Origin of the sequence: Shewanella sp. HL-SH8 (assembly GCF_051165765.1) — a bacterium.
Classification (GTDB): Bacteria; Pseudomonadota; Gammaproteobacteria; order Enterobacterales; family Shewanellaceae; genus Shewanella; species Shewanella glacialimarina.
In genome coordinates, this window is record NZ_CP195039.1 from 142,615 (window position 1) to 165,198 (window position 22,584).

21 protein-coding genes are annotated in these 22,584 nt (G+C 41.5%); 12 read left to right on the forward strand and 9 right to left on the reverse strand.

Translation table 11 applies throughout. The features are described 5' to 3' along the window. Positions 1 to 49 precede the first annotated feature (49 nt). Both yfcC and iadA read left to right on the forward strand, forming a co-directional pair. Entirely contained in the window at positions 50 to 1,498 is a 1,449-nt protein-coding gene (gene yfcC / locus ACRWQN_RS00600) for a putative basic amino acid antiporter YfcC (RefSeq protein WP_434939438.1), read from the forward strand. Between the two features lie 8 nt (positions 1,499 to 1,506). Beyond that, positions 1,507 to 2,670 (forward strand): beta-aspartyl-peptidase, encoded by a 1,164-nt coding sequence (gene iadA, locus ACRWQN_RS00605; RefSeq protein WP_434939439.1) that lies wholly within the window; start codon positions 1,507 to 1,509, stop codon positions 2,668 to 2,670. Positions 2,671 to 2,732: 62 nt separating this feature from the next. Here iadA and ACRWQN_RS00610 read toward each other — a convergent pair whose 3' ends face one another. Further along, positions 2,733 to 3,206 carry a MarR family winged helix-turn-helix transcriptional regulator gene (locus tag ACRWQN_RS00610; protein ID WP_434939440.1) on the reverse strand — a complete coding sequence of 158 codons (474 nt, stop codon included), beginning with the start codon at positions 3,204 to 3,206 and terminating at the stop codon, positions 2,733 to 2,735. Positions 3,207 to 3,568: 362 nt separating this feature from the next. On the opposite strand from ACRWQN_RS00610, the gene putP reads away from it, so the two are divergent. Genes putP through ACRWQN_RS00625 form a run of 3 tightly spaced genes read left to right on the forward strand, consistent with a single transcriptional unit; the run spans position 3,569 to position 7,421 of the window. Next, the gene (putP, locus tag ACRWQN_RS00615; protein ID WP_434939441.1) at positions 3,569 to 5,065 is read left to right on the forward strand and encodes a sodium/proline symporter PutP; all 1,497 of its coding nucleotides are present in this window, start codon (positions 3,569 to 3,571) and stop codon (positions 5,063 to 5,065) included. Between the two features lie 8 nt (positions 5,066 to 5,073). Beyond that, positions 5,074 to 6,177, forward strand: a complete 1,104-nt coding sequence (gene proB, locus ACRWQN_RS00620) for a glutamate 5-kinase (protein WP_434939442.1) — start codon at positions 5,074 to 5,076, stop codon at positions 6,175 to 6,177. Continuing rightward, on the forward strand, positions 6,174 to 7,421 hold the full coding sequence (locus ACRWQN_RS00625; protein WP_434939443.1) for a glutamate-5-semialdehyde dehydrogenase: 1,248 nt from the start codon (positions 6,174 to 6,176) through the stop codon (positions 7,419 to 7,421). Before proB ends, ACRWQN_RS00625 begins: the two co-directional genes overlap by 4 nt. Positions 7,422 to 7,617: 196 nt before the next feature. Here the strand turns inward: ACRWQN_RS00625 and ACRWQN_RS00630 are convergent, their stop codons facing one another. Continuing rightward, complete coding sequence (locus ACRWQN_RS00630; RefSeq protein ID WP_434939444.1) at positions 7,618 to 8,508, reverse strand: dienelactone hydrolase family protein; 891 nt, start codon at positions 8,506 to 8,508, stop codon at positions 7,618 to 7,620. A 106-nt stretch (positions 8,509 to 8,614) separates the two neighbouring features. Next, entirely contained in the window at positions 8,615 to 10,648 is a 2,034-nt protein-coding gene (locus tag ACRWQN_RS00635; RefSeq protein ID WP_434939445.1) for an EAL domain-containing protein, read from the reverse strand. A gap of 131 nt (positions 10,649 to 10,779) precedes the next feature. Between ACRWQN_RS00635 and ACRWQN_RS00640 the strand changes: the two genes are divergently transcribed. Beyond that, entirely contained in the window at positions 10,780 to 11,391 is a 612-nt protein-coding gene (locus tag ACRWQN_RS00640; RefSeq protein ID WP_434939446.1) for a HutD/Ves family protein, read from the forward strand. Positions 11,392 to 11,492: 101 nt separating this feature from the next. Continuing rightward, positions 11,493 to 11,999 carry an ACT domain-containing protein gene (locus ACRWQN_RS00645; protein ID WP_434927532.1) on the forward strand — a complete coding sequence of 169 codons (507 nt, stop codon included), beginning with the start codon at positions 11,493 to 11,495 and terminating at the stop codon, positions 11,997 to 11,999. A gap of 202 nt (positions 12,000 to 12,201) precedes the next feature. On the opposite strand, the gene ACRWQN_RS00650 is transcribed toward ACRWQN_RS00645, so the two are convergent. After that, positions 12,202 to 12,714 (reverse strand): DUF2937 family protein, encoded by a 513-nt coding sequence (locus tag ACRWQN_RS00650; protein WP_434939447.1) that lies wholly within the window; start codon positions 12,712 to 12,714, stop codon positions 12,202 to 12,204. A gap of 528 nt (positions 12,715 to 13,242) precedes the next feature. Between ACRWQN_RS00650 and ACRWQN_RS00655 the strand changes: the two genes are divergently transcribed. The 3 genes from ACRWQN_RS00655 to ACRWQN_RS00665 all read left to right on the forward strand — a co-directional run bounded on the left by ACRWQN_RS00655 (position 13,243) and on the right by ACRWQN_RS00665 (position 15,161). Then, positions 13,243 to 14,262 carry a DUF4382 domain-containing protein gene (locus tag ACRWQN_RS00655; protein ID WP_434939448.1) on the forward strand — a complete coding sequence of 340 codons (1,020 nt, stop codon included), beginning with the start codon at positions 13,243 to 13,245 and terminating at the stop codon, positions 14,260 to 14,262. 189 nt (positions 14,263 to 14,451) lie between these two features. Continuing rightward, positions 14,452 to 14,949, forward strand: coding sequence for a DUF3429 domain-containing protein (locus ACRWQN_RS00660; RefSeq protein WP_434939449.1), 498 nt, complete (start codon positions 14,452 to 14,454; stop codon positions 14,947 to 14,949). Continuing rightward, positions 14,946 to 15,161, forward strand: a complete 216-nt coding sequence (locus ACRWQN_RS00665; RefSeq protein WP_226412539.1) for a TIGR02450 family Trp-rich protein — start codon at positions 14,946 to 14,948, stop codon at positions 15,159 to 15,161. The genes ACRWQN_RS00660 and ACRWQN_RS00665 overlap by 4 nt, the downstream gene beginning before the upstream one ends. 128 nt (positions 15,162 to 15,289) lie before the next feature. Here the strand turns inward: ACRWQN_RS00665 and ACRWQN_RS00670 are convergent, their stop codons facing one another. Then, positions 15,290 to 16,048 carry a class I SAM-dependent methyltransferase gene (locus ACRWQN_RS00670; RefSeq protein ID WP_434939450.1) on the reverse strand — a complete coding sequence of 253 codons (759 nt, stop codon included), beginning with the start codon at positions 16,046 to 16,048 and terminating at the stop codon, positions 15,290 to 15,292. A 155-nt stretch (positions 16,049 to 16,203) separates the two neighbouring features. On the opposite strand from ACRWQN_RS00670, the gene ACRWQN_RS00675 reads away from it, so the two are divergent. Beyond that, entirely contained in the window at positions 16,204 to 17,046 is an 843-nt protein-coding gene (locus ACRWQN_RS00675) for a 23S rRNA (adenine(2030)-N(6))-methyltransferase RlmJ (protein ID WP_434940578.1), read from the forward strand. A gap of 94 nt (positions 17,047 to 17,140) precedes the next feature. Here the strand turns inward: ACRWQN_RS00675 and ACRWQN_RS00680 are convergent, their stop codons facing one another. The 4 genes from ACRWQN_RS00680 to ACRWQN_RS00695 form a co-directional block, all read right to left on the reverse strand. Continuing rightward, the gene (locus ACRWQN_RS00680) at positions 17,141 to 17,383 is read right to left on the reverse strand and encodes a hypothetical protein (RefSeq protein ID WP_434930919.1); all 243 of its coding nucleotides are present in this window, start codon (positions 17,381 to 17,383) and stop codon (positions 17,141 to 17,143) included. Between the two features lie 32 nt (positions 17,384 to 17,415). After that, complete coding sequence (locus tag ACRWQN_RS00685) at positions 17,416 to 18,819, reverse strand: M28 family peptidase (RefSeq protein ID WP_434939451.1); 1,404 nt, start codon at positions 18,817 to 18,819, stop codon at positions 17,416 to 17,418. Positions 18,820 to 18,930: 111 nt separating this feature from the next. Continuing rightward, on the reverse strand, positions 18,931 to 19,863 hold the full coding sequence (locus ACRWQN_RS00690) for a lytic transglycosylase domain-containing protein (protein WP_434939452.1): 933 nt from the start codon (positions 19,861 to 19,863) through the stop codon (positions 18,931 to 18,933). A gap of 5 nt (positions 19,864 to 19,868) precedes the next feature. Beyond that, positions 19,869 to 20,387, reverse strand: coding sequence for a hypothetical protein (locus ACRWQN_RS00695; protein ID WP_434927540.1), 519 nt, complete (start codon positions 20,385 to 20,387; stop codon positions 19,869 to 19,871). A gap of 533 nt (positions 20,388 to 20,920) precedes the next feature. Between ACRWQN_RS00695 and ACRWQN_RS00700 the strand changes: the two genes are divergently transcribed. Further along, positions 20,921 to 22,528, forward strand: a complete 1,608-nt coding sequence (locus ACRWQN_RS00700; protein ID WP_434939453.1) for an AbgT family transporter — start codon at positions 20,921 to 20,923, stop codon at positions 22,526 to 22,528. Positions 22,529 to 22,584: the final 56 nt, after the last annotated feature.

The window sequence follows — 22,584 nt, forward strand, 5'->3', positions numbered from 1 at the left end:
AGTAGCACGGCCTACCTTTTCCTTTCACCAAAATAAAAAGTATAACAATATGAAGTTACAGACAGCTCGAGAAATGCCAGATGCCTTCATCATCTTGTTTTTTGTGGTGTTATTTGCCGCAATTACCACCCACTTTGTGCCTGCAGGCTTTTTTGAAGTTGCCATCAATCCTGACACCAATAAATCAGCCTTAATTGCGGGTAGTTTTCAGTTTGCTACCGACTACCAAGGAGTGCCCTTATTTGCCGAAAAGGGTGAAATTGGCTTTCTCAATTTTGCCTTTGAAGGCATGGTTTCAGGTGACAAATGGGGCTCAGCCATTGGAGTAATGATGTTTATCATTATTACTGGCGGCGCCTTTGGTATCATCATGCAAACCAAAGCGGTTGATAATGGTATTTTGGCGTTAATCGCTAAAACCCAAAAATTTGAACTGGCTTTTATTCCTATTCTATTTGTTCTATTTTCCGCTGGCGGTGCAATATTTGGTATGGGCGAAGAAGCCATTGCCTTTTGTATTGTGCTGCTACCTTTAATGCGCGCCATAGGCTACAGCGGTATTGTGACCATTTTAGTCACTTATGTCGCGACTCAAATTGGTTTTGCCGCATCTTGGATGAACCCTTTTAGTGTTGCAATAGCGCAGGGTATTGCTGACCTGCCGTTAATGTCAGGGTTAGAGTTTAGGGTGATAATGTGGTTTATTTTCACCTCTATCGGTGTCGCATTTACTATGCACTACGCCCAAAAAATAAAACGAAACCCTGAATTATCGCCCTGCTTTAGCGAAGAAGTTTTTTCAACTGAGCCACAGGTGAAGGTTAAATTCAATTTAACCGATGGTCTTATTCTCACCACTTTTATGCTGGGTATTGTTTGGGTTATTTGGGGTGTTATTGCCAGAGGTTATTATATTCCCGAACTGGCCAGTCAGTTTTTTACCTTAGGTTGTGCGATAGGTTTAATCGCCATTCTCAGCAAACGCCTTAAAGTTAACGATGTCGCTAACGCCTTTAAAAAAGGCGCACAAGAATTGTTGCCCGCCGCGATGATTGTCGGCATGGCCAAAGGTATTGTGATTATATTAGGCGGCGATCAAGCGGATACTCCGTCTGTATTAAACACCTTACTACACTATACCGGTCTATTTTTAGGGCAATTACCTGAAACCGCTTCAGCGGTTTTCATGTACTTATTTCAATCCATATTTAACTTTTTCATCGCATCGGGTTCTGGCCAGGCTGCGTTAACTATGCCCATTATGGCGCCATTGGCTGATATTTTAGGCTTACCCCGTCAAATTGCCGTATTAGCCTTTCAATTAGGTGACGGTTTAACCAATATCATCATTCCAACCTCTGCCGCACTGATTGGCTGTCTTGGTGTAGCTAAAGTAGATTGGTTTGTTTGGGCCAAATTTATATGGCGATTTATGTTGCTGCTGGTCAGCATTTCGATCACGTTTATGATTGTTGCCGTCAGCATCAATTTTAGCTAAGGGTTTTCATGCAATTATTTAAAAATGCACAAGTTTATGCACCTATGTCTCTGGGTAAAAAAGATGTTCTGTTGGGCGGCGGTAAAATTATTGCCATTGAAGATAGTATTGATCTCACCGCAAATTCATTCATTACTGTCATTGATGCTTCAGGATTAATATTAACCCCAGGGTTTGTTGACTCACTGGTACACATTACTGGCGGTGGTGGAGAAGGTGGATACACAACTCGCACCCCTGAAATGCACATAAACGACGCGATTAAGGGCGGCGTAACCACTGTGGTAGGCGTACTGGGAACCGATGCTCAAACCCGCAGTTTAGAGAATCTTCTCGCTAAAGCCTACGCGTTGGAAGAGCAAGGTTTATCGGTATTTTGCTATACCGGATCGTATCATTTGCCTATGGTCACCATCACCCAATCAGTAAAGCATGACATTATGCTGATTGATAAGTTTATTGGTGTCGGTGAAGTGGCCATTGCTGATCACCGGAGTTCACAAATTACCTCACACGAAATGGCACGCCTGACATCTGAGGCTAGAGTGGCTGGAATGTTGGCTGGCAAAGTGGGTATTGTCAGTATTCATGTGGGAGATGAGCCTAGTAAACTCGAGTTACTTGAGCAAGTCATTAGTGAGTTTGACATTCCGATCACCCAATATTATCCAACCCATATTAACCGTAGCAAATCACTATTAGAGGCTGGAATTGATTTTGCCCTAAAGGGCGGTTTTATTGATTTTACCACCAGCACGACAGCACAAATTATTGCCCAAGGGGAAGTTCCCGCGGCCCAAGCATTAGCATTAGCGCTAGAAAAAAATGCCCCAATAAGCCAACTGACAATGAGCTCAGATGGCAATGCCAGCCTGCCGATATTTGATGCTAAAGGTAACTTAATTGATTTACAAATGGGACTAGTCAGTAGCCTACATCAAGCTATGGTTGATGCGGTTAAACTGTTTAATGTGCCGATTGAGCTTGCTTTAGCCTCAATTACTGAGTCACCCGCTAACATATTAAAGTTAACTCAAAAGGGTCGAATAGCCATTGATATGGATGCTGATATTAATTTATTAAATCCCAACTCACTGGCGATTGAGGCGGTATACAGTAAAGGGAAGTTGGTATTCTCTGAAGGAAAACTCTGTATTAAGACACCATTTTAATCACAATTAACATGGCAAAATTAGAGCTAACTCAACATTAAATGGTTAGCTCTTTAATGATACTAATGCTGATCTATTTGGCCAACTTCTAAAACAGGTGACGCATCTAAATCTTCAGCATCCATCATGTTTGAAATACGTTGCATGGTCGCCAACATCTGTGACTGTTCCCACTCTTGCATTGATTCAAAACGGGCAATGAAGTGATCTTGCAAAGGCTTAGGAGAGTCTTTAATTATCTCTTTACCTTGATCCGTTAAACTAATTCCTACTTTACGTTTATCCGTTGTCGAACGCGTACGCGTTACTAAACCACGCTTTTCTAAACGATCGACAATACTCGTAACGGTTGCCGAGCTTAAATTAATGGTTTTAGCCACTTCTTTCACCATGGCATCGTCATGCTCAGCAATCGACAGCAAGACCAATAGCTGCGGACTTGTTAAACCTGTCTCTTTAGATAATTTCTTTGAATACAAATCGATTGCGCGGATCACTTGGCGCAAGGAGACGAGTAACTCTTCATACTTTTTCATCGGACTTATTCACCCCAATTGTCTATTCAATACTAATAATTACAATTCTATCAAAATCTGAATCACTCATAAACAGACTATTTTGCTTATTTTAAAACGAAATAGTTGTCATAAACTTACCATCACGGGTTGATATTCTCCGTTAACAACGTATCATAATAGTTCGTACTCTAATTATTCGTGGTGAATCATATGAAACGCAAAAATTTTATCAAAAAAATATTCAACTCAAAAACAAAACCTAAGAGAATAGCTAAAAACTCGATGGAGTTTCTTTGTTTTTGGTTAATTCTTGCGACTTATGTTTTCAGCCCTTTGTATACAATATATAAGTCGTACTCAAACAATAACGCAGGAAAGTAATGAATTATACCTATTTCACATTAACGTTATATTTTATGTTAATGCTAGGCATCGGAATTTATGCCGCTAAAAAATCCACTTCTAACTTATCTGATTACATGTTGGGAGGCAGAAAAGTCAGCCCTCAAGTCACCGCGCTTTCTGCGGGAGCATCAGATATGAGTGGTTGGATGCTGATGGGCTTACCCGGCGCTATTTTTGTTTCAGGTTTTAGCACTGTCTGGGTTGCTGTGGGTTTGGTTATTGGTGCGTGGGCAAATTATAAATTAGTCGCCCCTAAGTTACGTGTATACACAGAAGTCGCTAATGATGCGTTAACCTTGCCAGATTTCTTTGGCCAACGTTTTCACAAGCAAGACGGTATTATTAAGCTGGTATCTGCGATTGTCGTGATTATCTTCTTTACACTTTATACCTCAGCTGGCTTAGTCGGCGGCGGCAAGTTATTCGAATCCGCATTCGGGCTCGACTATCAGCTAGGCGTTTTCATCACCATGTTTGTGGTGGTAGCTTATACATTATTAGGCGGGTTTCTTGCGGTCAGCCTGACTGACTTTGTGCAAGGCGTGATTATGTTCATCGCACTGGTCATGGTGCCAGTAGTAGCATTTACTTATTTTGAAAGTGCAGAAACCATGATGGCTTACTCACTAGAAGAGATCCCCTCTTTCAGTCAAAGTCTTGAAAGTCTGACCGTATTATCATTACTGTCTAGCTTAGCCTGGGGGTTAGGTTATTTTGGTCAACCACATATTATTGTTAGGTTTATGGCTATTGATACGGTTAGAAACATCAAAACAGCAAGACGTATTGGCATGAGTTGGATGACAGTCACCATTGTGGGCGCACTGGCGACAGGGTTAACAGGGGTGGCGTATGTCAATAAATTCAATGTTGAGCTAAAAGATCCTGAAACCATTTTTGTTTTCTTTTCGAATGTTTTATTCCACCCACTAATTAGTGGATTTTTATTAGCCGCTATTTTGGCTGCGGTAATGAGCACAATATCATCACAGCTTTTAGTGTCATCGAGCTCGTTAACCGAAGATATTTACCGTGTTTACAGTAAAAAAACACTGTCGCAAAAGCATTTAGTGAATGTAGGTAGAGGCTGCGTATTTGTCGTTGCGCTAATAGCCGCAGTAATGGCATTACAACCTTCTAGCAATATTCTTAGTATTGTCAGCAATGCATGGGCTGGATTTGGCGCCGCATTTGGTCCATTAATTTTGTTCTGCTTGCTGTGGGATCGAGTCACTTACAGTGGTGCACTTGCCGGTATTATCACTGGCGCAGCAACTGTATTGTTCTGGATTTATGCGCCTGTGTTAGAAGGCGGCGCAACACTCAGTAGCTTAGTGTATGAAATGCTACCTGGGTTTTTAATTAGTGCACTCAGCATATGGCTTGTTAGTCTTTGGAGCGAAAAGCCTTCAAAGGAAATAACTGACCAATTTAAAGAAGTTAACCAAGTATTGATTGAAAGCACATCATAAGAGGAAGTATGTCTTTAAGTAATAACAAACGGATCGTTATCAAAGTGGGCAGTGCATTAATTGCTCCAGGCAGTGACGGTTGCAGTCCTAAATACCTGAAAAACATTGCCGACTTTATTAAATCTTGCCGTAAGCAAGGCCTGCAAGTTATTTTGGTATCTTCGGGCTCTGTTGCTGCGGGTCGTCAATGGTTTAATGTTGATAATCCTTCAAAAGCCTTGAAGAAAGCCATGGCAGCAGCAGGTCAAAACGACATGATGGCTATATGGGCTAAGTTGCTTGATATGCCACTGGCACAAATATTACTGACTCAAGGCGACTTATGTAACCGTGAGCGTTATGTCAGCATTAAAGAAACCATCGAGTCATTACTCGAATATAACGTGCTGCCAGTCATTAATGAAAATGACACTGTCACTTCGGAAGAATTGAAAGTGGGCGATAATGATAATCTGGCCGCAATGGCTGCAGCAGCCATTAATGCTGATACTTTAATTATGTGTACTGATGTTGATGGGCTTTACGATAAAAATCCACACAGCCACAGTGATGCAAAATTATTACAGCAAGTGGATGTGATCACACCAGAGATATACGCCATGGCGGGTGGGGCGGTAAGCACAACCGGCACAGGTGGTATGCAAACTAAGATTGAAGCTGCAGAAAAAGCCACCGCACATGGTATTGATACCTTTATTATTAATGGTTTTGACGTTCACTCTTTTAACCAGTTACTTGAAGGTAACAACCCTGGCACTCACTTTTTACCTAGCAACGAGCCATTATCACCCGCAGTGCATTGGATGACTCACACCGTTCGCGAACGTGGCGAAGTGATCATTAATGACACCACCACAGCGTTTGGCGACAATGAAGATATGTTGACCCGCGAAAATATTATTGAAGTGAAAGGTCAGTTTTCCGCAGGAGATACCATTTTAGTCACCACAGATGATGGCACTAGAGTGGCTAAAGCCATGACGAATTACAGTAGTTGTTTATTAAATTATATCGCCCAAGAACAAGACGATATAAAAACAACCGACGGCTATTTTTCTCAAGACAATTCTATTATCGCAAAAGAGCATTTAACCGTTTTGGAGAACACATGAATTTAATGACAACTATGTCACAGCAGGCGTCACAAGCAGCACGCGTGTTAGCAAATTTAGATACCGCAACAAAGAATAAGGTTTTATTAGTCATGGCCGCCGAACTGCGTAAAGGTTTACCCGCCATACTTGAAGCAAATAAGTTAGATATGGATGGCGCTAAGCAAGATAATGTTGCCAGTGCAATGCTTGACCGTTTATTGCTAAACGAAGAACGCATTGAGCTGATGGCTAAAGGCATCGAAGATATTGTAAAACTTGATGATCCTGTCGGCACAATACGCGATATTGGCGAGCAACCTAACGGCCTTAAAATCAGTAAAATGCGCATGCCTTTAGGCGTTGTGTGTATGATTTATGAAGCAAGACCTAATGTGACAGCAGATGCTGGCGCCCTGTGCTTCAAGTCAGGTAATGCCATTATTTTGCGCGGCGGCAAAGAAGCTATTCATTCAAGCAAAGCGATTGCCAGTATTTTACAACAAACCTTAGCCTCGTTCGGTTTACCTGAAGCATTAATCAGTGTAGTACCTAATGCGGATAGACAACTGCTAATGGATTTAATGGATCAACGCGGCCTGATCGACGTGATCATTCCTCGCGGCGGTGAAGGATTAATTAACTTTGTTACCGATAACAGCAAAGTACCAGTTATTCAGCACTTTAAAGGCGTTTGCCATTTATATGTTGATAAACACGCTGACTTTGACAAAGCGATCAACATTCTGCTGAACGGAAAAACCCAGCGCACTGGAGTGTGTAACGCACTAGAAGGCTTAGTGGTTCATCAGGAAATTGCCAGCGACTTTATGCCGTTAGTGGCAAAGCACTTAGCTGAACATAATGTGACTATTAATGCCTGTGCTACAAGCATGCCATTCTTTAAACAAGCCAATTTACTGGCTGATGATGGTTTTGGTCAGGAATATCTTGATTTAGAAATCGCGATTAAAGTGGTTGAAAACATGGATAAAGCCCTAGATCATATCCATCAAAATGGTAGCCATCACACTGAGGTAATCTGTACCGAAAACACTGAGCGTGCTCAACGTTTTCAGCGTAGTGTTGATGCCTCGGTTGTAATGGTCAATGCCTCATCGCGCTTTTCTGATGGTAGCCAGCTCGGTTTAGGTGCAGAAATTGGTATCGCCACTACTAAGTTGCATGCCTATGGCCCAATGGGATTAGAAGCATTAACTGCTGAGAAGTTTTTAGTGTCTGGTAATGGCCACGTTAGAGGTTAGTCAATAGCTTTGAGCAAATGAAAACCACTAAAGTAAGCTGGTTAACTTCAGCTTAGGATAGCTAAATAAAAAAGAGGCTCACATTATGTGAGCCTCTTTTTTATGCATTAAAGCGATAGCTCAAACTAGGCTTAGTCAATAAAGGTATTCGCACCCGACAGCTATTCACATGTAGTTTGAAAACATGATTAATCACTTATACTAAATGCTGAGTAAAAAATGCCAATGTTCTTTGCCATGCTAACTCAGCATTAGCTTCATCATAACGGCTAGTAGAATCATTATGAAAACCATGATTAGCATTTTTGTACATGTGCATTTGATAAGGTACATCAAAAGTTTTTAAATCTTGCTCATACTCAGGCCAAGACTGATTCACTCTTTCATCCAGCTCAGCTAATTGCACCATTAAAGGCGCCTTAATATTTTTGCGCAGCTCTTTGGCCGCTGGAGTACCATAAAAAGGCACCCCCGCCTGAATAAGCTCAGCATCAACAGCGGCGAGATAATTCACAATATAACCACCAAAGCAGAAACCAACAGCGCCTAACTTGCCATTACTGTTTGGATGAGCTTTTAAAAACTTGCCCGCAGCAACAAAGTCATGTTCAATTTTAGCGCGATCTAATGTTGCTTGCATCGCCCGCCCTTCATCATCATTCCCAGGGTACCCGCCTAAAGAAAACAAAGCGTCTGGGGCAAATGCAATAAAGCCCGCTTTGGCTAAACGTCTAGCCACGTCTTCAACATAAGGATTAAGACCACGGTTTTCATGTACCACCAGCACCACGGGTAATAAACCCGTTTTATCTGTCGGCGTCACTAAATAACCGCGCCCTTTGCCATACCCTAACGGCGAATCAAAGATCTCATAAGTGGCTTTTATAGCAGCGTCATTAAAGGATACCTGCTCTGCTAAAGCATAATTGGGCAGTAAAGCTGACGTCAGTACGCTCATTGAATATCCCAGCGCCACTAGCGAACCGAGCTTTTTGATGAACATGCGACGATCCATGCCCCCATGGGCATATTCGTCATACCAATCAAATGCTTGTTGTGGAATAGTATTTTTTAACGTTTCTGACATCTGAACTCCCTTAGATCATATAAAGCGTGACCGTTGCAATATTAACGGCATTCAACAATCGATAAATAGTCACTTCTTATACTTATATTTATGTTTAGTTTTATACTCACTCTGGCGGAAATTGATACGCCATAGCTTCATTTATTGGCATAGCTTTAGCAAAAAACCAACCTTGTACACAATACACTCCCGCTTGTCGTACAATCGCTAATTCAGCCTCGGTTTCAACGCCCTCAGCAACTAATTGATAACCTAATTCGGAACATAAAGCCGCCATATGCTTATATAACAGTAACCCGTCGGCTGAATCTGTCGCCAATAACATCGAGCGATCAAGTTTTATATCATTGGGGGATAACTTAATTAAACGTGATAAGTTAGAAAACCCTCGGCCAAAGTCATCAATGGCAACACTAAAACCTTTGCGCTGTAATTGCGCTAAATTCGCCCAAGCCTGGGGACTGTCATCTTTAAAACCAGACTCTAAAACCTCTAACTGTATCTGTTGTGGATACAAACGATTGAGTTCATCTAATCCCTGTATAATTGAGGCTTCTAATAACGACAAAGGGTGAAGATTAATCGACACAAAAGGCCTAATACTATTTTCTGCCAGCTTTTTGAGGTCATGTTTAATTCTATTGACCACCCAGAAATCGATCATCGACACTAAATTATTGCGTTCAAGAATATCCATAAACCAGGGGCCAGAAATTTCACCCAGGTTATTTTCCAGTCTCAGCAGCGCCTCAAAGCCGATTACCTTACGTTGATTTATATCCACTTTAGGTTGGTAATATAAAATCAACTTACCATTGTCAATCTGGTGTAATACTTGATTCAATTCTGTAATATGAATAATTGAATCTCGCTGCTCAGAGCTGTATCGAGCTTCTGCATCTAATTGATGGATATCAGTAAATTTTAACTTATGACTGAGCTTTTCTATTAAGTTGGCATTATTGGCAAATCTGCTGGAAAACAACACAAATGGCAGATAAATAAACACATTCAACACAATTAAACAGGCCTGATATAGCACAGCCTTAATGTCACCACTGATTAACCAACTGTTCAAAAACACCGGGGTCATCCAAGATATTTCTTGAGAGGTAAATTCAATGAAACCTAAACCAAGTACCCAATATGAAATAATAAAATTAACCGCTGGCGCCAAAATAAAGGGAATTAAGTAAACAGGATTAAACACAATCGGCAATGCGTACACGATTAGCTCACAGAAGTTAAACATGTTAAAAGGCAAAGACACTTTCATCAGCGTTAACTCTTGTAACGAACGACCACGCCACAAAGTTGCAATCACCAAAGACAATAAACAGCCTGAGCCCCCCACAATAACAAAGTTGTTGTAAAAACTGTTTAAAGATAAGCCCGCAACAAAAGATTCTGACATCAGCGCATTTGAAAAAAGACTTAAGTAAGTGTTATCACCATGCACCCCGATAAACCAAAGGCTATGTATGATTAACATCCGGATAAAGCCTTGCACCTCTAATGACAATCCAGTCACAAAGGTCACCAAGTTAGCAGTCAAATCACCAATCAACAAATCCATAATCGGTAAAACTAAGTACAGCGTGAGGTACACTAAAAAGAAAGGCAGAATAAGATTTAAGTGCTTCATTAAAAATGAGCTTGCCACTGATGCTCTAACCAGCTTCAACCCATTAAAACCAAGAAAAAAACGCACTAAATAGGGCACCAACAGTGGAATAACTATGGAGTAAAAATTAGGCCAAACAGAGTTTAGCATATAGCCAGAATCACTTTTAATCAGGTAGTTACTGTGCGTAATAAAACATAAGCAAGCCAAAATACTGCCCACTATAGTGTTAACCCTTAAATTTTTAGAAAGGTGATAACTTAGCGAAATCACAATCGCTAACGGTGAGATAGCCATAATTAAGCGATGACTTGTGCCTAAAGCAGAAACAATGGCTGTTTTACCTGTAAAGTCAGGTAAAAAAGACTGCAATCCCATCAGCATAAAAGCTAACGAAGAAATTACAAAAAAAGGAATAAGTGCAATAAAGCCTTCGCGCATAGACAGGATAAGCACGGTTTGATTCAAGCTCGCTAAACGTTGAAATCGGCGAGATTCGAAAAGAGATGTTAACAATAAAAACACTTAAATTTAACATGGCGATTTATTGATAATAACGCAGATTACTTATATTTCAATAGCAACTTGTACAGACAAAGATTTACGCCTATTTTGAAGCTCTACCCAAGCAACATAAGCCGACTAAAATGCTATTCAAATTCAGTCAATGCCAGGCAACACCGTGGAAAAATGGCTTAGGCAGTACATTTCAGCGCTATATTTGGCCCCTAGATGCTGATCTAGATAACTTTGATGTACGGATCAGCATGGCAAGAGTACAAACCAATGGACCTTTTTCAATATTTAAGGGTATCGATCGTCACTTATCACTACTTGAAGGTAACGGGTTAAGGCTAACTTTTACTGATAACTCTGCGACTAACAAGCCTTCAGCTAGCCGTCCTGCAATAGACTTAACCCAAACAAGTAGGCCTTATGCTTTTAAAGGCGAATGGTCTATTAACAGTGAACTGATTGGTTCACAGGTGTTAGATTTTAATGTCATGGTTCGTAGAGGGTCGTATCAGGCTAAGGTAACCCAATGCCAATTAACCACCGACTGTTTATCCACAATTCAGCGTGAAGGCGAGTTAATCCTGTTATTTTTAAAAGATACTGAGTACCAAGATGAAGCCACTCAGAGTCATTCAATCGCTCAATATGATTTGTTAATAGTTTCAAGCGATATTATTAGCCATTGGCGTTTTAAACACGCAACTCCCGTTATCATCACCCAACTATCAAAGTGTGCAGGTTAACCCAAAAGTGCGCTTATTTGATGAAAATGTGTCGTTAACCACAGATTAGTTTGTGCACTATCGGTAACCTGAAGTAAGACGCAACAAACAGGGGAGCTTACATGAAACATAAATTTATCACTACAGTACTAGGGGCTTTACAACCCAACCTTTTACAGTCTTTAGCCCAGGTCAGCCGCGAAATGGGTGCCAGTTGGGAAACCACTAAAGTCATCAAACTCGATGGTCAATTCACGGCTATGATGCGAGTTATGATAAGTACAGAACAAGAATTGATTTTTAAACAACATTTAGCACAAAAATTTCCTCAGCTGACCTTCGTCTATGCCGAATTCGAGCATGAAAACCTACCACTTTGCACCGAGTTTACCTTAACCTTAGACTGTAATGACCGAGCAGGATTAACCCACGATATAAATCAGATATTGTCTGAACTTGAAGCCAGTGTTGAACACCAAGAAAGTAACCGAGTACAAGTCACGTCTATTGGTAAAACCGTATACAGCGCCAAGCTCAACTTAAGGCTGCCAGAAAACGTTACCCAAGCATTGTTAATCACTCAACTTGAAACAATAGCCGACAATATTAGAATTAAAATAGAGGACTAACACTGCTCACCAAAAGTAGTGCGGCCTATAGTGATTGCATCGATTATGAGATGATATCGGTGTCAGTAATAGAAACTTTTTCAGGCAAATAACATCGCCCCAAAGGACTTTATATGGGTTGAATAGTCATAACACTCGGGCCAAGTCAGGCCTAGGTAAGTTAACCATGTCATCTTGACACAGTAAGTTCAAAAACAAACGGTTAAGTTGACACAAATACCTTACGGCAACCCAAGTACAAAATCGATAATATAGATTCACATAGCACGGCAAATAACAGCCCTAGCAACATGCCAATAGCAATCGCTTCGGGCTTTAATAAAATCACATGGGAATAGTTTTTCCATACCTCAACTTGAATGTCATGTTGCGGTGCCAGAATAAGCTGTTGATAAGGGCTGTAACTGTGTCGGCGGAACTGAGTAAGCGCCTCGGTTAACAACACATAACGTTGATAAATATACTCAATACTTTCACCACCAGCATTAACAACCGGATCATTGTTTTGCCGATAGTGGCTAATTAGCTTATTGAAGTCGCCACCAAAAAAGCGATCAGCATCGCGCTGAAATTCAGCCAAACTCAGTTTAGCTTCTAATTGATGCGCCTCAAGACGTTGCCCATATTGATCAACAAAACCGGGAACCTGAATACCAATTAATACCCCACACACAAATAAAATGATCCGCAGGTAGTCCATTAAATATTTAATCATAATGCCTAAAATGTCGCCAAATACAAAGCATCACAATATCACTGATTATCTCACTAAGCACCTGGAATAAGTGGATATATATTTTGCCTAGCAAGCCATTATAAATCACTGATGTCGTTATTGTAGTGGCATAGTTATATTAGCCTATTCAAATGAGCCAATACGCGAGATTGTGTTCTGGTCTATTTGTTATGTTTAAAGATTCGGGCTCAATTACTATAGAAGCGGGTGCACACGGTGGACAACAAACAATACATGAGTGCGGTAACGGCAATGGTGTCCATCACGGAAGTCATGGTGGCTAGTTAACATTAATCAGACTCCTACAAAAACGATTCTATCCCCATGAGTTTAATAACAATAAAAAACTATCTATCTTTACGCCGCAATATATAGCTAAGTTATTGACATATTTCAAAATATTGACACTTGCAAATAGAATAATACTCGATACAGTAAGTTAACTTTTATGATCAGTTATACTTTTCCACACGACAACCTCACCCCCTAATTATAAGAAGGTCCATCATGAAAACAGCGAAAACCCTGATAGCGCTCTCCCTATCAAGCTTACTTGTCGCCTGTGGTGACGGTGACGACACCCCAGCTGAGCAAATGGGAGTGTTTAGCTTAGGCGTGTCAGATAACCCAAGTGACGCTAAAGATGTGACTATCGCTTTTAAACAAGTGGTACTGAAAGGCAGTACTGGCAGTATTTCATTTAACGTGTCTGACGATGGGGCATTAAAACAAGTCAATCTACTCGAATTTCAAGGTACTGCAGTTGAAACCTTAGTGAGCGGCCAAAGTATTCCTGTTGGCGAATACCAAATGTGTATTTACATGCAAAGAAGTGAAACGCCAAATGCCGATAGCTCTTATGTTAAAACCATGGATGATAATCTCCATGGGTTAACAACCAACAGTAATGGCTCTTGTGGCGGTGTTGGTGCAGACGATACTGATACTGGCCGTTTATTTTTTAATAAGAAGTTTACTATTGCAGCCGGTACCAATAGCTTTGTTGCTGAATTTGACTTAAATAGCGGCTTACAAAACCCTAAAGGAAATAAAGATTACTGGACCCTAAAGCCAACGTCAGTACAGTTATATAACAATGCAGAAGTCGGCGCGATTAAAGGCAATATCCCATCAGAACTTGTAACACAGTGCGAAACTGCTGCCGGTGGCAGTATCTTTAGCCATGCCGTCTATTTATATTCCGCTGCAACTGCGCTTGATAATATGAGCGATTTTAGAAGTGATGCCGTTGTGGCGCCAAAAATTGCGCCTATTGCCGCTGCAAGAGTGAACGATATTATGGATCAAAGTAACCAAGTCATTGGCCAAGGCTATGAATTTGGTTTCGTCGTTGCTGGTAGCTACAGTGTGGGTTACACCTGTGTCGCTCAAAATGACGATCCTGATGCCAATAACAACCCAGACGATGTTGGGCTACCTTTCTTTATCCAAGCCGATATACAAGCAGTGACAGTAACCAATGGCACTGTAGCCGATGGCGATTTTGTTGTGGCGACTAGTCCATAATATTAATTGACTGGTTTGATGCCAGATAAAGTTGAATCACATACAAGGCATCCATAATGGATGCCTTTGAGTTAGGGTAGTTTTGCTGTCATTGCCCAGCCACAGCCTAAGTTGTGGATGAATTTAAGCTGATCGACTTATGTATTATGCACGTATTATATGATCAAATTTTTGTGAGCAAAATCAACTATGCACTCAACCCATCATGTGACTCTAAGCTATTTAGGCTTATTACCTTTTTTAATTTTAACCGGCGGCTATTTTTTTAGCGAGACACCGTGGATACTGCAGGCTTTTGTTATTTATAGTGTCAGCATTTTAAGCTTTGTGGCAGGCAGTTTGTGGCAAGCACCACTCAATATTCAAACAAAACAAGGCGCAAAACATCAGCAAAATAACGTTAACCAGTTAGAAGAGTCGACAGCTCGAAGCCAGTCGCTCACTCAGGCGTGGCTTGTCGTGCTGGTGACTTTACCTTTACCACTTGGGGTATGGGTTAGTGTTGAATTTAGCTTACTGTGGTTAGCCGGCAGTTTTGTTTGGTTATTATTGCTGCAAAAGCGGTTACCAAGTTGGGCGTTATTAAGCAAAGAGTACCAACAAATGCGGGCCAAAATAACCTCGGTGGTATTGGTGTGTCATTTATTAATGTGGGCGCAATTGAGCCATTTAGGAGTGGTTGCATGAATCAAATCAATCCAAAAGCACTGCTTTTAAGCAAATGGACGGCAACGTCGCCAGTGAATCGAGAAAAACATTTTGCCGTGACCGCCGTTGAATTTGATGACGATAAAAAAGTCATTCGCTGCGTCATTCAAGCGGTTTACAACAATAATGAATATGAGATTAATTGGCGTGATTTAAAGCAGCCTTCCCAGTGGCGCCAAGGCTGGTGTTAAATCTGGCATTAGCATCATGGAATTGACTGTGCCTTCTGCGTTATTGCAAATGATCTTCAAAGAGTTACCTATTAGATCTACAGGAATGTCTTTATAAACCAATACTCTAGCGGTCACTTAAATAGTCGCTATTTCATTGCCGATCTCACATATACATCAAATCTATTTTTCTTAGTCTCAATGGCCATTGAGGGCTTAACACCATCTAAGTCTTCGGCGTAATCAGGGCGTTTGACTACCACGCGTTTAGTGGCTATTGATATTGCTGGTTTGAGTAAGCTGTCGGCATCTAAGTCTGCGCCCACTAGGGTTTGAAATACGCGCATTTCTTTTTTCACTTGGGCAGACTTTTCACGGTGCGGGTACATAGGGTCAAGGTAGACAACATCAATTTCTGTGCCGCTAGCTTTGGCTGCATCGGCTAATGCGGTAATGCTGGAACCATGAAACAAGCTCATGCGCTCCGTCATCCAATCACCTATTTCAGCATCTTCATAGGCGCGGCGTAAACCATCTTCTAATAATGCTGCGACCACTGGATGACGCTCAACCATAATCACCTTACAGCCTAAACTGGCCAATACAAATGCATCACGGCCTAAGCCTGCTGTACCGTCTACCACGGTTGGGGTGACACCTTGCTTAAGGCCGACCGCTTTAGCAATTGATTGACCACGGCCACCGCCAAACTTACGCCTATGGGCGACTGCGCCCGTAACAAAATCGACCAAAATACCGTCGAGTTTGGGCTCGTCACGTTTGTGTAAGGTTAATTGATTTTGCTCGAAACGTAGCTCAAAGGGTGCGCTTGGTTCATAGTGCAGTGACCATCGTTGGCAAATATCGACAAGGCTTGGGTATTGTTGATTGAAATAAATCGCGGTCACTGTATTGCCTACATTTAGGGTGAATAAGCCTATTATGCCAAAAGGCTACCGCAGTGAATACCTATACCGTGCTTAAGCTGATTGGTATTAGCCAAGATAAAACTTATAATATGATTATCTTGCAGTCCACGCTGCTACTTTTTTTGGAATATCTCATGTTAAGTTACCGTCACGGTTATCACGCTGGCAATTATGCCGATGTACTAAAGCATTCAATGTTACTGCAAGTGCTTAAATTAATGCAGAAAAAAGATAAACCTTATGCCTATATTGATACCCATGCTGGTGCGGGTGCTTATTCATTAACCGATGAGTTTGCTCAAAAAACCGGTGAATACTTAGACGGTGTGGCCAAACTGTGGGAGGCCAGCAACCTGCCAGCAGCATTAGTAGATTACGCCGAAGCCGTTAAAGTGTTTAACGCTGAATATGATCAGCTAACGGTTTACCCTGGCTCGCCCAGTTTTGTCGATGCCGAGTTACGTGAAAAAGATCGGATGCTATTACACGAGTTACACAGTACCGATCACGATTTATTAGCTGAATATTTTGTTAAAGATAGGCAAGTAAAAGTACTTAAAGGTGACGGTTTACAAGGTTTAATCGCTGCAGTGCCACCACCAGAGCGCCGTGGGGTGATATTAATCGACCCAAGCTACGAGATTAAATCTGATTATGTTGATGTTGCGGAAACTATCATTAAAGCCCATAAGCGATTTTCGACTGGGGTGTATATGTTGTGGTATCCGGTAGTTCAGCGTGAGCAAACGGAATCTATGCTCAATTTACTTAAAAACAGCGGCATTAAAAATCAACTACGAGTAGAGCAAGCAATTAAACCTGACAGTAATGAATTTGGTATGACTGCGGCAGGGTTATGGATTATTAATCCGCCTTGGCAATTAGATGTGACCGCAAAAGAAATGCTTAATTACTTAGAGCGTCGTTTGGGCCATAGCGGTGGTAAAACGTTAGTGAAGCTAGAAGTGCCAGAATAATTGGCTATATAATGCTTTAGCACTTTATTAAAAAGCCCATGTAATTCAAATTACATGGGCTTTTTAATCATTTCAGTGCAGTTACATCGGCTTCCTAATCGCCATTTAACGTCCGAGAAAGTGCCCCTAATATCGCACTTAACGCTCCAACACTCACATCCTTACGGGTATTATTACTTGATGAATGACTTTCAGGGCGAGACTCTGCTACTTCCCTCTTTTCTGCATTTTCATATGCACCAATAACAAAGTCGCTACCTGCATTTGTGGCCGTTCGTGCTGAACAAGCTGTTAGTAAAGGTACCAATAGACATACCAGTAAAATCCTTTTGCTCATAATCGTCCTTAACCTTAATCATTAAATTGGTTTTAAAAAAATGCCCCTGCCGCCCCGGGAAACACCACAGGGCTGACATTACCATTCGCTGCGACACTTGCCACACCAAACACATAATTATCTATGACCATATTTTTCAACATAAATTCATTCACATTGCCTACATAACGGCTGTGAGTCCATTCAGGCACTGTAGTTAATCGCCAATAAACTCGGTATCCAACCACCTCTTTATCCGCTGTTTTAGCCCAATTGAGTGTGGTGCTAGGAGACACTTGCCCTTTAATACTGACACCTGATGGCGGCGCGGGTGCCCACGCCATTGACGCTAAGCTAATGGCATTAAGTGCGGTTAATTTTGCAGTAAAATCAAAGTCGACGCCTTCAATAACATCACCATAGTTTATGCCATTTTCAGTGCGAATATCTTGATGCTGACGATCATAATGCTCGTTGGTTTCCATCACCCGCACGGCAGGGAAACCCGCTTTGTTGAAAGGTAAATGATGTCCACCACGGCCAAAACGGTCAAGCCGATACACTAACATGACATCTAAATTGGTCATGTACTGATCAACTAACGCTTTAATCTTGCGCGCCAAATTGCGTGACGCAGAGTCATTCTCGCCGCCACTGAAGTAGCGCTCTTTGGCTTCATCAGTGGTTTCAACAAAACGCACTCCCTCAGAAAACACCCGTACTGTAGAGTTATTCACCACGCCATTAATACCGGCAATATTACCGATCATGTCATTATTCAATACCGCTTGCACTTGCCAGCCCTGACTTTTAGCATAATTAGCTAAAATATCTCCGCCATATAGGCCCTGCTCTTCACCTGACAAGGCGGCATAGACGATAGTGCCGTTAAATTGATATTGCGATAACACCCTAGCCGCTTCAATTGCGCCTGCAACGCCTGAGGCATTGTCATTCGCGCCCGGTGAAACTGAGGTAGCATCTAATACGTCGGTGACTCGAGAATCGATATCGCCGCTCATCATCACCACACGCTTAGGGTCAGTTTTACCGCGCTGAATAGCGATGACATTAACCACTTCAGTTGAGTTAGCAATGCGTTTGCCTTGCACAGTGTCACTGACGGTAATCACTTCTAAGCAGCCACCACAATCTTTTGAAATACGATTAAACTCGGCCTCTATCCAACGTCTTGCCGCGCCTATGCCTTGGGTATCCGATTGAGTTTCAGACAAGGTATGACGGGTACCAAAGCTCACCAGTTTTCGCACATCTTGTTCTAGCCGGCTGGCCTGTGGCGCGGTAGCTATGTCATATAAGCGCACATCTTCTTGGGATGGTGCCGCATTTATTGCAGGAGCTTGTACGGCAGCGTTTGCATAACCTGAGGAAGATAAGCACAGGGCAGCAATGGCAACCGATAAAGAGTTAATAACGGGTGAAAAAGTCATAAACATTCCTTTAAATTTTAGCCATATGATTAGGCAGGGTTATTTATTGGTATTTTCTGTTGTATTAATGCCGTTGATGGTCATTTTTTTAGCTGAACTTATGTTTTATCAATCAACTCAGCTGGCTTTCCGATAGCGACTATAAAGAATTTTTACCCGTTGCACGTAGGCTTGTGTTTCAGGATATGGCGGTACACCATTGTATTGGGTAACCGTTGATGGACCTGAATTATAGGCCGCACAAGCTAGGTCTATGTCACCATTAAATCGTGCTAATAACAGTGCCAAATAACGACTGCCACCGTTTATATTTTGCTCTGCTTGAAAGGCATCTAACACTTGCATGTCTTTGGCAGTGCCTGGCATTAATTGCATTAACCCCATAGCACCAGCTTTAGACACCACATTACTTCTAAAAGCTGACTCGGCATGAATAACAGCTCTGATGAGTGCAGGCTCAAGTTTATATCGTGATGCAGCAACGGCGACAAAACTGGCATAATCTTGGGTGAATAATGGGGTTTTATACCAATCAATGGTTGAATCAGGACGGCATGCATAGCATTCAAACAGTAACACACGGTAGTTAGTATGGTCTGGCTCAGTGTCACTGAATGCGGTAATACCATCTTTTTCATATTGATAGACTTTACGTTTTTCAACACCTAAGTCGGATAAAATACCGTGTTCTGAATAACTGGCTTTAAGCTGTTTTTTAGCAGGCTTGCTTATATCAGGTTTAGCGAGTGGATAACTATTATCTAGCACCAGGGCTGATGTAATAGATTTATCCGCACCCTCTGCCCCTGGCGGAATAACAGCTAGCTCATTTAGGTCGGGAAACAAACTAAGATGCGCTTTATCTGCGGGTGTAGATTGAAGATTGGGTTGATATACCGCTTTTATTACTGGTTTTTTTGCATTGTTTTCCGCCGTTTGATTGGCCAGTAACCCAGGACAAAAAACCAAGCTTGTCAGCACAATGCTGTGCAGTAACCGTTTTAGCTGTAACCGGTTTACTATACTGCTTAAAAGCAATATGCCACTCAACTCGATTAACCTACATCTGGTATAAGCTGGGGCATAACCGATACCTTGGCTAACTTGGCAACAATAGAACCCGGAAACATACCAACGCCTTGATTCAATTCAGTCACGGTTTGATTATAAAAATCAGCCACGTTTTGATAATCTAATTCTAATTGTAGATATTCATTCACCCGCTGCTCATCAAGATCATCGCCATGCAAAGCTGAAAATAAGCCTTTCTGCAGCATATCCATTTCAGACCAGACAGCTAAAGTAGTCGGTAAATGATGATCAATGCCCTGCGACCACAAGCTATTATCAGCCAGGGCGCGCAACTGCTGCCACTGATCAGCTTGCGCTTCATCCAAAGGTTGATGTTGTAAACTAACATCAGATAACTGGCTTAATAAAACTAAGCGAGCATCAATTTTTTGATTCAAAACAATCAGAGAATCAATCGCTGATTGACGTTTTTTGACTAGACTGGCGTACCATAGGTAGCAGAGAATAACAGCCAAGCTTACACTCAGCAGCAATGCTTGCATGATATTTTCCTTAATGATGATTTTTCTAATTCTTATCTAGCATAATAAGCATAATTTACTTTATATTTCACTTAAATCTCAGCGAAGTCACAACTATATTTATTACATCACAATGGCTAACAGTAACATTTGGTTGACAAAACAAACAATTTTATTGCATCTAACTCAATATCGTGACGAATTAAGTCATGACACAGCCACACTAAATGACAAGTTTAAAATCAAAACTAAAAAATATTAAAATCAGCCACTTAAACATAAATTACGGTGAGCAATTTTTAACCCATACCACAATAAATACTCTCTTATCATACAACAAATCCACTATAAAACGCTTACTTTTACCCGTTAAAGCAGTCATTTTTGCTCAAACCTAATTAACTCATAAATATAAATTAATTTTCAATTAACTCTGCCCCTGTAAGCTAATAAGTTGGCAAAACTATATCAACTATCCTGACGACCATGCTCACATCAATACATAAATGTATTAATGGCGATGAGGAAAAAGCCTAAATAAATCAAGGAACCACATGAGTCAATCAAACCAACCAAAGACGAAATCGCCTCAAACAGCCTCTGACATAGCCTCGTCCGGTGCCTTTGTACGATTTTTAAACATAGTAGAAAGACTCGGTAACTTATTACCCCACCCAATCACTTTATTCGCCATGTTCTGTGTCGCTGTGGTAGTGATAAGCGGTATTGCGGGTTACTTTGAGTTGTCGGTTGTTGACCCTAGACCAGAAGGCACCTCAGGCAGAAGTCCTGATGGTTTAATTCACGTAGTGAGCTTACTCAGCGCAGAAGGCTTACAACGTATTGTGTCAGGCTTAGTGACTAACTTTACCGGTTTTACACCATTGGGTACGGTACTGGTGGCATTACTTGGCGTAGGTATTGCCGAACGTTCTGGTTTGTTATCAGCGGCAATGCGTTTGTTAGTGATGGGATCATCAAAGCGCTTAGTCACTTACACTATTGTATTTGCAGGTATTATATCTAACACAGCGGCAGAGCTAGGCTATGTTGTCCTCATTCCTATGGCTGCAATGATATTCCATTCATTGGGCCGCCATCCTCTGGCGGGGCTAGCAGCGGCCTTTGCTGGTGTATCTGGCGGCTATAGCGCCAATCTTTTATTGGGTACTGTTGACCCTCTATTGTCAGGTATTACTGAAGCCGCAGCACAAATGATCGACCCTGAATACACAGTTGGCCCAGAAGTTAACTGGTACTTTATGTTTGCCTCCACGTTTTTAATTACCTTGCTAGGTGGTCTGGTAACAGAAAAAATTGTTGAACCTAAATTAGGTAAATATGACCCAAGTGAAGCTGGCGACTTAGATGACCAACCCATGGAGAACGTTAGTGATATTGAAAAGCGTGGCTTAAAAATGGCAGCCTTTGCTGCTGTCGCATTTTCTGCTTTATTAGCGTTAACTATTATTCCTGAAAATGGGCCATTACGTCACCCTGAAACGGGACTCGTAGCTGGCTCACCTTTCTTGAAAGGAATTGTGGCATTTATCTTTATCGGCTTTGCTATTCCAGGTTTAGTGTACGGTAAAGTCGTTGGTACCATGAAGAAGGATGTCGATGTCATTAATGCCATGTCACACAGTATGAGTACTATGGGCATGTACATAGTATTAGTCTTTTTTGCTGCTCAGTTTGTGGCGTTTTTTAATTGGACAAACTTAGGTGCGGTATTGGCTGTAGGTGGTGCGCAGGCATTAAATACCATTGGCTTAACAGGACCATTAGTATTTGTGTTATTTATTATGCTGTGTGGCGTGATCAACCTTATGCTAGGCAGCGCCTCTGCACAATGGGCTGTTACTGCGCCAATTTTTGTGCCCATGCTAATGCTCGTTGGTTATGCTCCAGAAACCATCCAAGCGGCATATCGAATTGGTGATTCAGTCACTAACCTTATCACTCCGATGATGAGCTACTTTGGACTTATTTTGGCGGTAGCTTGCCGTTATAAGAAAGATTTGGGGATCGGCACCTTAATTGCCACTATGCTGCCCTACAGTATCGTGTTCTTTATTGGCTGGACTATGTTCTTCTTCCTGTGGGTATTTGTATTAGGCATTCCAGTCGGCCCCAATGCTGCCACTTATTACACGCCGTAATACATAACAGCATGGCACAATAATAAAAAACGCATCTGTGTAAGATGCGTTTTTTA